11 protein-coding genes are annotated in these 12,318 nt (G+C 49.0%); 10 read left to right on the top strand and 1 reads right to left on the bottom strand.

The window, feature by feature from the left end; all coding sequences use genetic code 11:
* Window positions 1–91 precede the first annotated feature (91 nt).
* The 4 genes from WC592_02375 to holA all read left to right on the top strand — a co-directional run bounded on the left by WC592_02375 (window position 92) and on the right by holA (window position 3,058).
* Entirely contained in the window at window positions 92–475 is a 384-nt protein-coding gene (locus tag WC592_02375; GenBank protein MFA4981302.1) for a PilZ domain-containing protein, read from the top strand.
* Window positions 476–588: 113 nt separating this feature from the next.
* Window positions 589–1,548, top strand: a complete 960-nt coding sequence (locus WC592_02370; GenBank protein MFA4981301.1) for a tetratricopeptide repeat protein — start codon at window positions 589–591, stop codon at window positions 1,546–1,548.
* The gene (gene lptE, locus WC592_02365; GenBank protein ID MFA4981300.1) at window positions 1,545–2,096 is read left to right on the top strand and encodes an LPS assembly lipoprotein LptE; all 552 of its coding nucleotides are present in this window, start codon (window positions 1,545–1,547) and stop codon (window positions 2,094–2,096) included. The genes WC592_02370 and lptE overlap by 4 nt, the downstream gene beginning before the upstream one ends.
* Window positions 2,090–3,058, top strand: a complete 969-nt coding sequence (gene holA, locus WC592_02360; protein ID MFA4981299.1) for a DNA polymerase III subunit delta — start codon at window positions 2,090–2,092, stop codon at window positions 3,056–3,058. Before lptE ends, holA begins: the two co-directional genes overlap by 7 nt.
* On the opposite strand, the gene rpsT is transcribed toward holA, so the two are convergent.
* Window positions 3,055–3,339: a 30S ribosomal protein S20 gene (gene rpsT / locus WC592_02355; protein MFA4981298.1), complete on the bottom strand. Its 285-nt coding sequence runs from the start codon at window positions 3,337–3,339 to the stop codon at window positions 3,055–3,057. The two genes, holA and rpsT, sit on opposite strands and share 4 nt — an antisense overlap.
* Before the next feature lie 123 nt (window positions 3,340–3,462).
* Between rpsT and murJ the strand changes: the two genes are divergently transcribed.
* The 6 genes from murJ to lnt all read left to right on the top strand — a co-directional run bounded on the left by murJ (window position 3,463) and on the right by lnt (window position 12,317).
* Window positions 3,463–5,001 carry a murein biosynthesis integral membrane protein MurJ gene (gene murJ / locus WC592_02350; protein ID MFA4981297.1) on the top strand — a complete coding sequence of 513 codons (1,539 nt, stop codon included), beginning with the start codon at window positions 3,463–3,465 and terminating at the stop codon, window positions 4,999–5,001.
* Window positions 4,980–6,458 carry an excinuclease ABC subunit UvrC gene (locus WC592_02345; protein MFA4981296.1) on the top strand — a complete coding sequence of 493 codons (1,479 nt, stop codon included), beginning with the start codon at window positions 4,980–4,982 and terminating at the stop codon, window positions 6,456–6,458. The genes murJ and WC592_02345 overlap by 22 nt, the downstream gene beginning before the upstream one ends.
* Window positions 6,415–6,747, top strand: a complete 333-nt coding sequence (locus WC592_02340) for an MGMT family protein (protein MFA4981295.1) — start codon at window positions 6,415–6,417, stop codon at window positions 6,745–6,747. Before WC592_02345 ends, WC592_02340 begins: the two co-directional genes overlap by 44 nt.
* A 156-nt stretch (window positions 6,748–6,903) precedes the next feature.
* A protein-coding gene (prfB, locus tag WC592_02335; protein ID MFA4981294.1) for a peptide chain release factor 2 occupies window positions 6,904–8,008 on the top strand; the annotation gives its coding sequence in 2 pieces (ribosomal slippage) (window positions 6,904–6,963 and window positions 6,965–8,008; 1,104 coding nt in all).
* 11 nt (window positions 8,009–8,019) lie between these two features.
* On the top strand, window positions 8,020–10,776 hold the full coding sequence (gene secA / locus WC592_02330; GenBank protein ID MFA4981293.1) for a preprotein translocase subunit SecA: 2,757 nt from the start codon (window positions 8,020–8,022) through the stop codon (window positions 10,774–10,776).
* A complete protein-coding gene (gene lnt / locus WC592_02325; GenBank protein ID MFA4981292.1) occupies window positions 10,773–12,317 on the top strand; it encodes an apolipoprotein N-acyltransferase in 1,545 nt (514 codons plus the stop codon). Before secA ends, lnt begins: the two co-directional genes overlap by 4 nt.
* The last annotated feature ends 1 nt before the right edge of the window (window position 12,318 follow it).

Below are 12,318 nucleotides of genomic sequence, written 5' to 3'. Positions count from 1 at the left end.
CCTTATCTTGACAAATGATGTATTATATGGTAAATTTATTGTAAATTATAGAATTTATATTACCTTAACGCGAAGGAGAAGTGTATCCTACGTGGATAATATCAGGCAGAGTGTGGAAGACGAGAGAAGGTATAAGAGGGTTGAATCTGTTATACCTGTGCAATATAGAAACCTCAGGAAAAGCGGAGAATCCTCCACCGGATCGCTGACGAGAAATATCAGCGAAGGGGGTATCTGCTTTAAGACGTCGCAGTTTATCTCTTTGGCGTGCCGTCTTGTCGTTGAATTGGAATTGCCCGCCGCGCCGAAGCCGGTGAAGGCGATATCTAAAGTGGCTTGGATAAGAAAACTTCCCGTAGGCGATCAGTATGAAGTAGGCAATCAATTTCTGGAAATGACCAAAGAAGACAAGAAGATGATCCTGAATTTTATCCATGAGTCGCTGAACATAGACTCTCCCCTTCGAATACCGTAACCATCTTTCCTCCCAAGCCGCCTGTATCTGTCTCAGATTACGTTGACTATCCGTCCTCTTACATGGTATAATCCAACCGTTAAAAGTCGTGTCATTTAATTAACGGATATACCATGAAAATAAAATTATATACCGTAATCATATTGGCGGCGGCAGTGTCGATTTTCGCAAATACCGCTTCAGCCTATTGGTTGTGGACGCCCGAGACTAAAAAGTTCGTAAATCCCAAGCATGCCGTTAAGGATAGCCCGAAAGAACAGTTCGATTGGGCTATGAGTTTTTATGATTCGAAAGATTACAAGAAAGCGGCCTCGGAATTCGAAAAGCTGGTGAAGAACTACGAATATTCCGAATACGCCTCAAAGGCGCAATATTACGCGGGTTTATGCTACGAGAATATGGGCAAGTATTATATCGCATTCCAGAATTATCAAAAAACCATAGATAATTATCCGCAGATAGAAAATCTGGAGGAGATAATAGCCAGGGAATTCAACATAGGGAATATATACGAAAGTAAAGACAATCCGAAAGTCCTGGGCACGGATATAATGACTTCTTTGGACAGGTCGGTCGAGATATATAGAAAGGTCGTTGATGACGCTCCTTACGGAAGACTGGCGGATGAGGCGCAATTCAGGCTGGGAGAGGCCCTTAAACGTTCCGAGCGTTATGACGAGGCCATAGTGGCATTCCAGAGGATAGGAGACGATTATCCGGACTCAAAGTTCGCGGAACGCGCGCAATACGAAACGGCTCATTGCGCTTATATGGCGTCACTTAAGCCGGCATATGATTTAGAACCCACCGATAAGGCCATAAGAGCTTTCGAGGAGTTTTCAAACAAAAACAGAGATGAGGAGTTGTCTAGAGAGGCCGAAAAGACCATCCAGCGCCTGAAGGACAAGAACGCGGAAAAATCGCTGATGACGGCCCGCTTTTACGAAAGGTTGAAACGCTATCCGAGCGCTATAATATATTACCAGGATATCGTAGACAGGTTTCCTGAAAGCTATTTTGTGGAGGAAGCAAGGGCCAAGATCGAAAGCTTAAATATGAAGGTGAAGAAATGAAGACATCAATCGCGAAGTGCGCCGGCATTTTGTGCCTGGCGTTTATTTTTTGCGCAGGCGGATGCGGGTACACTACACGCTCTCTCCTTCCGTCCAATTATAAGACGCTGCATGTGGATAATTTCAAGAACAGCATCCCCGTGACCGCTGAGCAGAACAACGTGCGGATGTATAGAGGTTACAGGCCGGGCATGGAGATCGAACTGACAAAAGCCGTGATCGATAAGTTCCTGGATGACGGCAACCTGGCTATCCATTCCGATAAAGGCTCCGATCTCATATTAATAGGGGATATGACGGATTTCAGGCGGGAAGCGTTGAGGTATGATACCAACGATAACGTTGAGGAGTACAGGATAAAGATCATAGTGGATATCAGCCTTGAAGATGTTAAGGCCGGCAAGACCGTATGGACCGAAAAGGGCTTTACCGGAGAAACCACCTATACTACATCCGGGGGCCTCGCCAAAACAGAAGCAAGCGCCATCAAAGACGCGATCGCGGACCTGGCGCGCAGGGTAGTGGAAAGAACCGTTGAGGCATGGTAGACCGAGGATACCCGGTATCTTTATTTGCGGGCAGTGATACTTATTCAAAAGAGAAGGCAATAGAGGCCCTGGTCTCTTCTATCCTGGATACGTCCGCGCGGCAGCTCGACTATAAAGTGTTTTACGGAGATGAAACCGGCGCGGAAGAAATATTCGACTATCTGAGCACACTGCCGTTCCGGGCGCCGAAAAGAGTGGCCCTTGTGAGGGGCTTCGACAGACTGGAAGATGAGTTCAAGGCCCGCCTTACCGATTACATAAAAAGACCGTCAAGATCCGCCTGCCTTATTTTGGAATCCAAAAACGATCCCAACTCAAAAGATCTGGAGCGGTTTTCAGGCAGTGTCGATATCCGCAGGTTCAAGGACCCTGCAGGATTTGAGTCCGCTTCATGGATAAGGGGTTTCCTGTCATCGCGCGGTAAAAAAGAGATAGAGCCTGAAGCCATCGAGATGCTGAGGGAATTGCAAGGCTCGGACATGCTGTCGATCAGTCAGGAATTGGAAAAGCTGATAGCTTTTGCAGGCGAAAGGCCTGTTATAAAGGCCTCAGACGTCGAGGAGGTCGTCGGTAAAAGCCTTATAGTATCGGCCTTCGAGCTGACCGACGCCATCGAACGGAATAAGGTTGAAGATGCGCTCAGGATAGTATCGGACCTGACGTTGACGGGTAAGAAGCACTATGAAATAATAGGCCTTTTGTGCTGGTACCTCAGGAGGCTGGTCAGGGCAAAAGCGCTCCAGATGGCAGGGCAATCGGAATACGCTATAGCCGGCACTCTAAAAATTGGCAGACGCTATCAGGCGGATTTTTTCGAACATATGAACCGGCTGGATATCTCCCGCATACGTTCAAAGATAGACATTCTAGTAGAGGCTGATCTGGATATAAAGAGGACAAAATTTGACCCAAAAACCGTACTGGAGTTCGCGATCATAAGACTATGTTTATCCCGCCCCTAGTTTGAGTCCGGGCGGGACCTTTCCGGCGACGAGAGCTTCTTCATAAGGCGGGCGACTTTCCTGGAAGCGTTATTTTTTGTTATTACTCCTTTTGAAGCGGCCTTGTCTATTTTTGAGACGAGCGTACCGATCATCTTCTTGGCCTCATCGAGCTTCTTTTGGGAGATGAACTTCTCAAAATTTTTCGATAAGCTCCTTAATTCAGAGACTGTCGATATGTTCTTGAAGCGGCGCAGTTTCGATTTCCTGATAGCCTTGTAGGCTGCTTTTTTTCTTGGCAATTTAGTTCTCCTTTTTGTTATTACTAAGGAACAAATTGTATCATTTAATCCTTTAAAGGTCAATCTAAAACTATTAGTCCTGCACCTTCTAAAGAAGGGCAGGACATTAGGAGAAGGTGAAGGGTGAGCAAAGCCACTCTTATAAAATCAACGGGTGTAATAGGCATAGCTACCGCTTTATCCAGGGGCCTTGGCTTCGTAAGGGATATAGTAATAGCGAATTACTTCGGGACTAGCCTCGGTGCTCAAGCATTCGTAGTGGCTTTCAGGATACCTAACAGCCTCAGGGACCTTGTCGGAGAAGGAGCGACTAATTCGGCTATAGTGCCCGTGCTTACAGAATACAGGTCGCTTAACGATGAAAAAGAGTTCTTACGTGTATCCAAAATACTGTTCAATATCTCGTTCGTAGTCCTTTCCGTTCTCACGATCCTCGGTATATTATTTTCGCCCGTGATCGTCCGGCTTATTGCGCCCGGGTTTACCGCAGAGCCGGACAAATTCAATCTCACCGTGACCCTGAACAGGGTGATATTCCCATATCTCATACTTATAGGCCTAACAGCGTATTCGATGGGTGTATTGAACGCCATGAAACACTTTGCCGGTCCCGCGTTCGGTCCGGCGCTTTTAAATATCGCGCTCATAGGTTCGGCTGTCTGGTTCTGTCCCAGGATAGGTGTTATGGGGCTCGTGATAGGCGTGCTCATAGGCGGGGTTTTCCAGCTTGGATTGAATATCCCGTTCCTGTACAGGAACGGGATAAAGATCGATTTTAAGGAGGGTTTCCGTCACGCGGCTGTTTCGAGGATAGGCAGATTGCTCGTCCCGAGGACGATCGGCACAGCCGTATACCAGATAAATATATTTGTCGACACAATATTAGCCTCGTTGGCATGGATAGTCGGCTCCGGCGGCGTCGCGGCCCTTTATTACGCCAACAGGCTTATACAATTCCCGCTCGGGATATTCGGCATCGCGCTCGCCCAGGCGGCTCTCCCGAAGATGAGCGAGGAATTCGCAAAAAATGACATTGAGAGGTTCAAAGATACTTTGTGTTTTTCGCTCAGGATGGTATTCCTGATAATGGTGCCTTCCGGGATAGGCCTTGCGGTCCTGGGTGAGCCCATAATAAGGATACTCTTTGAAAGAGGCGAATTTACTTCTTACTCTACAGCCATTACGCAAAGCGCGCTCTTCTATTATTCATTCGGGCTGCTGGCTTACGGAGGAGTAAAACTCCTTGTCACCTCTTTTTATTCCATGCACGACACCATGACTCCGGTGAAGACGGCATTTGCGGCCGTTATAATAAACATCATCCTGAGCCTCGCTCTTATGCGGCATCTGAAGTTGGGCGGACTGGCGCTTGCCACGTCGATATCGGCCACATTCAATTTCGTGGCCCTGTTTATCCTCCTCAGGAAGAAACTGGGCGATTTCGGGACCAGGAGCATAGTAGATTCTTTCCTCCGGGTATTGTATGCGTCTGTCGCTATGGGAGTTGCAGTAAAGATATTTGTCGTCAGGACGGCCGATTTCGGTATTTTCAGCCTTATCGTCTCCTTGTTGATAGGAGGTATGGTTTTTTTCGCGGCCTGTTTTTTGTTTAACGTCAAGGAGGCAAGAGACTTTATCGCATGGACATCAAAGAGAAGATAAAAACCCTCCCGGACACCCCGGGCGTATATTTAATGAAGGACGGATCCGGCATAGTCCTGTATGTGGGCAAATCGTCAAGCCTGCGTAAAAGGGTCTCATCTTATTTCAGGCCGAGCCGGCGGCTGCAGGAGAGGATCGAGATCATGGTAGATAAGGTCAGGGATATCTCCTGTATCCCTACGTCCACAGAGGCAGAGGCTCTGATATATGAGAACAGCCTCATAAAGCAGCTGGCCCCGAAATATAACGTGGCGCTCAGGGACGATAAGAGTTATCCCATGCTCAAGTTGACGATCAATGAAAAATATCCGCGTCTTTTCATATCCAGGCAGAAGAAGGATGACGGGAGCATATATTACGGACCTTACAGCGACGCTACGCTGCTGCGTCAGGCTTTACTGGGTCTGCGCCAGGTATTTTCTTTAAGAAGCTGCGGCAAGCTTCCCAAAAGTGTATGCCTCTATTATCATATCGGACAATGTCTCGGGCCGTGCGAAGGCAAGATAGACGATTCCGGTTATGGCGAGATCGTGTCGGAATTGAAGATGTTCTTGGAGGGCAAGAGGCCGGAGCTTCTATCGCTGTTATCGAAAAAGATGGCTGAAGCCTCAAGGGCCGAAAGGTTCGAGGAGGCCGCCCGGATCAAGATTAGGCTTGAGGCGCTCGGCTCTATAAGAGAAAAGGCGGTCGATTACGCGCCATCGGGGGAGATAGAAGAGCTTAAGAATATATTGGATGTGAAAGGGCCGCTCGATGTGATAGAAGCGTTCGACGTTTCAAACATAATGGGAAAGTCCGCTGTCGGTTCGATGATATATTTCTACAAAGGAAGGCCCAGGAAGAACGAATACAGGAAGTTCAGGATAAAGACGGTCGATGCGATAGACGATTACTCGATGATGCGCGAACTGGTGCGCAGGAGATATTCGAGGCTTTTGCGGGAGATGAAAGGCCTGCCGGACCTCATACTTATAGACGGCGGAAAGGGGCACCTTTCGGCTGTCTTGGATGAGCTTGAAAAACTCGGGCTCTCCCGGATACCGGCTATCGGCATAGCAAAGCAGGCCCGCCTGCCCAAAAGGGAAGCACTTGCAGGTGGGCAGGTCCGCCCTGCGGAGCGCAGGCCTTCAGGCGGCGAATCCGAACATATTTACCTGAAAGACAGGAAGGAACCCGTTACGCTTCCTAAGGAGTCAAAGACGCTCCATCTGCTGGACAGGATAAGGGATGAGGCCCATAGGTTCGCGATAACTTATCATAAGAGTCTGTTGTCTAAGAAGATAGAGGCGTCTGAACTCGATGCTATAAGCGGGATAGGATCAAAACGCAAAAGACTGCTTATCAATCATTTCGGGTCGGTGGACAGGATAAAGGCGGCAAGCCTTGATGAGCTTTTACAGGTGAAAGGCATAGATGAAAGATCGGCGCGGAGCGTTATCGGATATTTTAAAAGATAAAGATTTCAGTGAATTCGAAAAGAGGGTTTACAGGGCTGTATGCAGGATACCGTCCGGCGAGGTTAGGACATACAAATGGGTCGCAAAAGAGGCGCTTGCGCCGGGAGCCTGCAGGGCTGTAGGCAATGCGCTCAATAAGAACCCCTACCCGGGCGAGATCCCGTGCCACCGTGTCATAAAGTCGGACGGCTCTATAGGCGGGTATGCTAAGGGCTCTGCCATGAAAGCGCGGCTGCTTAGGCGTGAAGCCATTGACGGCAACGGAAAACATTGTTATAATCCAGTATAGCGACATGCAGGTGATTAAGCGATTTGCCAGTCTGACCCGCTTAGCGATTCTGCTGGTAGAATACGCGTAGCGATTAAGCACGACTTAATTACTTAATCGCCAAGTTTATCTTACTTCAGAATCGCTTAATTACACCTTGGATATTGCGAGGAATTAATGATAGAAGAGATATTTGAAGAACTGAAGTTTCTGGAAGAGAAGATGAGGGATCTGCGGAGGTATCTTTGACGTTGATAAAAAGATGTCAAGGGCCAAGGTCCTCGAAGGCGAAGCGTCGGGTTCCGAATTTTGGAATGATGAATCGAGGTCTAAGGAGGTATTTAAGGAGCTGAAAGACCTGAAGACGGTCACGGAACCGGTGGCGGACATCGAAAAAGAGCTTAAGGAGATGAAAGATGTCATCGGGATCGCGGGGCCGGAGGACGCGGAATCTCTCGAATATTTCAAAAAGGACATATCCAAGCTCAGGCGCAAGATAGACGACCTTGAGTTCAAGACCCTCTTAAACGATCCAACCGATAAGAATAATGCCATCCTGAGCGTCAACGCGGGCGCGGGCGGAACCGAGTCGTGTGATTGGGCGGCGATGCTCCTGCGTATGTATGTTAAATGGGCTGAAGCCAGGGGCCGCCAGATCAGCGTGACCGACCAGCTTTCCGGTGAAGAGGCCGGCATCAAGAACGCGACCATGCTGGTGAAGGGCGAATATTCCTACGGATATTTAAAGTCGGAGTCGGGCGTACACCGCCTTGTGCGGATATCGCCTTTTGATTCAAATAAGAGGAGGCATACCTCTTTCGCGTCCATAGACGTCATCCCGGAGATATCGGATGACATACAGGTGGATGTAAAAGAAGCGGAGCTTAAGATAGACACATACCGCGCCGGCGGCAAGGGCGGCCAGCATGTCAACAAGACCGATTCCGCCGTAAGGATAACGCACATGCCGACGGGGATAGTCGTCCAGTGCCAGAACGAGCGGTCTCAGCTCAAGAATAAATCTGTGGCGATGAAGATATTAAAGGCAAAACTTTATGAAAAAGAACGGATGAAGAAGGCAAAAGAGATTGAGAACGCTTACGACGCTAAAAAGGAGATCGCATGGGGAAGCCAGATCAGGTCTTATGTACTTCATCCTTACTCGATGGTAAAGGACCACAGGACAAGTTATGAGACGGGCAAGGCCGAGGCCGTCCTTAACGGCGAGCTCGATGAGTTTATAGAGGCGTATTTGAAGTGGAGACAAGGAAAGGTTGCGTAACAGGATAACGTATGATCAATTTTATTCTTAAGAAAATAATAGGTACCCAAAATGAACGGGTCGTGAAGGTCCTGCGGCCGACAGTAGACGCGATAAACTCTCATGAAGAGGCCGTTTCCAAACTGTCCGACACCCAGCTGCGCGCCAAGACAGACGAATTCAGAGCAAGGATAACCAGGGCCCGCGAAGAGCTCGCGGATGAGATAAAAGGATTGGAGGAGATATTCTTAAGTTCCACTTCGCCCGATGAAAAGGAGAAGCTCAAGAGAAAGCTGCGCGATTCAAAGAACAGGATCTTTGAGGGCGTATTACCGGAGGCGTTCGCGGTAGTGCGCGAAGCCGCGAAACGGACCGTGAAGATGCGCCATTTTGATGTCCAGCTGATGGGCGGGCTCGTCCTTCACCAGGGAAAGATATCCGAGATGGCCACAGGCGAAGGGAAGACCCTTGTCGCTACCCTTCCGGTATACCTGAACGCGTTAACCGGCGAAGGCGTGCACGTCGTGACGGTGAACGATTACCTCGCGAAGAGGGACAGGAACTGGATGGGGCCCATATACGAATTCCTGGGGCTGACGATCGGCGTCATACAGCACGATATGCATCCCAGGGACAGGAAAGCGGCATACGCCTGCGATATCACATACGGCACGAACAACGAATTCGGTTTTGACTACCTGAGGGATAATATGGTGGTCAGCGAACAGGAGATGGTCCAGAGGCCGCTTAACTACGCGATCGTAGACGAGGTCGATTCCATACTGATCGATGAATCCAGGACGCCGCTCATCATATCCGGTCCCGCCGAGGAATCGACGGACAAATATTATATCATCAACAAGATAGTCCCGAAATTGAAAGGCAAGATAATAACGGACAAAGAAGAGATCGAGGCCAAGCATAAGGGGCTGGACATAGAGAAGGGCATAGATTATATAGTCAACGAGAAGAACCATACCGCAAATCTTACCGAGGAAGGCGTTGTCAGGTGCCAGGAGATGCTCGGCGTTAAAAATCTATATGACGATATCCAGTCGGAATGGGAACATCACATACGGCAGGCCATAAGGGCCCACGTCCTGTATAAGAATGACGTAGACTACGTCGTCAAAGACGGGGAAGTCCTCATAGTGGATGAATTTACCGGCCGGCTTATGCCGGGCAGGCGGTGGTCGGACGGCCTCCATCAGGCAGTTGAGGCGAAAGAGGGCGTTAAGATCGAGAGGGAGAACCAGACGCTTGCGACCATCACATTCCAGAATTATTTCAGGATGTACCGGAAGCTTGCCGGCATGACAGGCACCGCGGAGACTGAAGCCGCGGAATTCGCGAAGATATACGGCCTCGACGTAGTAGTAATGCCTACGAACAAGCCTATGAGCCGGACTAATCACCCCGATGTAATATATAAGACAGAGAGAGAGAAGTTCAACGCCGCGTGCGCGGAGATAGCCGAGCTTTATAAGATAGGCCGGCCCGTCCTGGTCGGTACGATCTCTATATCGAAATCAGAGACCTTAAGCAATTTCCTGAAAAAGATGGGTATCCCGCATCATGTCCTGAACGCAAAATACCACGAACAGGAAGCGCAGATAATAGCGAACGCGGGACAGAAGTATTCCGTCACTATAGCTACGAATATGGCCGGCCGAGGAACGGATATAGTCTTGGGCGACGATGTAGCGGAAAAAGGCGGCCTTCATGTCCTGGGCACAGAGAGGCATGAAGCAAGACGCATAGACAACCAGTTGCGCGGACGATCCGGCAGGCAGGGCGATCCCGGTTCGAGCAAGTTCTATATGTCCCTGGAAGACGACCTGATGAGGATATTCGGTTCGGACAGGATAAAACTCATAATGGACAAGCTCGGGATGGAGGAAGGACAGGACATACAACATCCGTTTATCACGAAGGCTATTGAGACCGCGCAGAAGAGGGTGGAACAGCATAACTTTGAGATAAGGAAGCACCTTCTGGAATACGACAACGTTATGAACCGGCAGCGCGAGGTCATATACGACGAGAGGAAAAAGATATTATCGGGGAAGGACCTCAAGGAATATATCTATGAGATAATGGAAGAGGTGCTCGACAGAGCTGTTGATACATACCTCAATGAAAAGGTGAGCGCCGATAGATGGGATTACGACGGGTTCAGGCAGTATGTCGAGCTGAGGTTCTCTATCAAGACGAACGAACTTAACATGGAGGAGATGAGGATACCCGAGGTCAAGGATGCGGTCCTGGAATTGATGAAAAAGCGTTACGAAGAGAAGGAAACCGCTTTAGGCAGCGAGATGGCCAGGTACCTGGAAAAGATGATACTTCTTCAGGTCGTCGACTCGAGATGGAAGGACCACCTGTATGCCATGGACAGCCTGAAAGAAGGCATAGGATTAAGGGCGTATGGCCAGCGCGATCCACTGGTGGAATACCAGCATGAGGCTTACTCCATGTTCATGGACATGATAGAGAGGATTAAAGAAGAGACGCTGGAGTACCTCTTCAAGATAAAGGCAGTGAAGGAAGAGAAGGAAGCGGCTGTATTCGATCTCAGCAAGCAGAATACTATGCATGAAGAGAAGGCGCAATTCCAGGACGTGCCGTTATCGCAATCTCCGGAAGGGGGATCTTTTACCGGGCCTTATGAAGGACAATTGCCGCAGGAGAAAGTGCCGACTTATAAAAGGGAAGAGCCTAAAGTCGGAAGGAATGAGCCTTGCCCGTGCGGGAGCGGTAAAAAATATAAAAAGTGCTGCGGAAAATGAGAAAAAGCCTTCAGCTTGTACTTGCCGTAGTATCTGCATCTCTTCAAATACTTGCATTCCCGAATTTCAATTTATGGCCTCTTGCCTGGATAGCGTTTGTGCCCCTCTTTTTCGCGATAGACGGCCGGAAACCGCTTAAGTCATTCCTCATATCCTATATTACCGGATTCCTTTTCTTCCTGGGGACCATCTACTGGCTTATCCATGTGACGCTTCCCGGCATGATCATAGTGGCCGCCTATCTTGCGCTATATTTCGCATTATTTGGCTCGGCGCTTTCCTTTGTCATGGGAAGGTCGAAACCATTGGCGGTATTATTTTTTGCGCCCGCGGCATGGGTGGCGCTGGAGCTCACCCGTTCAAATGTCTTCAGCGGTTTCGGATGGGCCCTGCTAAGCCATTCCCAGAGTAATTGCCTACCCGTTATACAGATCGCCGATATCACAGGCGCTTATGGGGTGAGCTTTCTCGTTATGATGGCCAACGCGGCAATTTTTCTCACCATAAAGGACTTGCGGAAAAAGGAATACTCGTCGCCGATCCTGGGCATAGCGCTGATTCTTATTTTTGTCTCGCTTGCATACGGAATAATAAGGGTAAAGAATATATTTACGGGAGAAATTTTTAATGCAGCCGTCGTGCAGGGCAATATTCCCCAGACAGAGAAGTGGGACGCGAGTTTCAGGCAGGAAATATTAGGTAAGTACGAAAGTCTTACAAAAGACGCGGCAAAAGAGGAAGTTGACTTGATAATCTGGCCTGAGACATCGGTGCCCGGATTCCTGGAGAGTGAGCACGACCTGTTTGGACGCGTAGAGGCTCTTGCCAAAGGGGTCAGGACACCGCTTCTTGTCGGCGCCCCAAGAGAAGATCCAGCTTTGCCTGACGCGTATTATAACAGCGCTGTATTATTCGATGAGGAAGGCGGGATTTCAGGCCGGTATGATAAGATCCATCTCGTGCCGTTCGGCGAGTATCTGCCGTTCAAAGGCATCCTCTCATTCGTCGAAAATTTCGCTCCCAACCCCATAGGCGATTTCAGGGGAGGAAAAGACTATACGGTCTTTAAGGTATTTACGCAGAGGAGCTCCAGAGATAAGGATTATGTCAGGAGGCTGGTAAAGAAGGTGAGTTTTTCCTGCCTTATATGTTTCGAGGATATCTTCCCCGGGCTTGTCAGGCAATTTGCGCACAGCGGCGCGGACTTTTTGGTAGTCATCACCAATGACGCCTGGTTCGGAAATACGAGCGCGCCTTACCAGCATGCCCAGAGTTCCGTATTCAGGGCCGTCGAGAACAGGTTGAATGTCGTAAGGGCCGCCAATACAGGATTATCCTGTTTTATAGACCAGAAGGGACGTATAGTTAAAAGGGTAGAGGAGCTCGGCAGGGACCTCTTCGTGAACGGCGTCGCGGTTAACGGGATGATATTGACGAACACCAGGACTTTCTATACCGCCTATGGCGACCTTTTTGCGTACGCCTGCGCTTTACTGGCGGTGTTTTATCTGTTCGTGAATTTATTTTATATCAGGAGATAAG

The organism is Candidatus Omnitrophota bacterium (assembly GCA_041648975.1).
Taxonomy (GTDB): domain Bacteria; phylum Omnitrophota; class Gorgyraeia; order 2-01-FULL-45-10; family 2-01-FULL-45-10; genus JAQUSE01.
Note: the sequence above shows the minus strand (reverse complement) of the source record. Positions and strands in the feature narration are given on the sequence as shown.

Excerpts from the sequence above, each read along its gene's own strand:
- WC592_02370 (MFA4981301.1), top strand. The coding sequence starts at position 589 with ATGAAAATAAAATTATATACCGTAATCATATTGGCGGCGGCAGTGTCG.
- lptE (MFA4981300.1), top strand. The coding sequence starts at position 1,545 with ATGAAGACATCAATCGCGAAGTGCGCCGGCATTTTGTGCCTGGCGTTT.
- holA (MFA4981299.1), top strand. The coding sequence starts at position 2,090 with ATGGTAGACCGAGGATACCCGGTATCTTTATTTGCGGGCAGTGATACT.
- WC592_02345 (MFA4981296.1), top strand. The coding sequence starts at position 4,980 with ATGGACATCAAAGAGAAGATAAAAACCCTCCCGGACACCCCGGGCGTA.
- WC592_02340 (MFA4981295.1), top strand. The coding sequence starts at position 6,415 with ATGAAAGATCGGCGCGGAGCGTTATCGGATATTTTAAAAGATAAAGAT.
- secA (MFA4981293.1), top strand. The coding sequence starts at position 8,020 with ATGATCAATTTTATTCTTAAGAAAATAATAGGTACCCAAAATGAACGG.
- lnt (MFA4981292.1), top strand. The coding sequence starts at position 10,773 with ATGAGAAAAAGCCTTCAGCTTGTACTTGCCGTAGTATCTGCATCTCTT.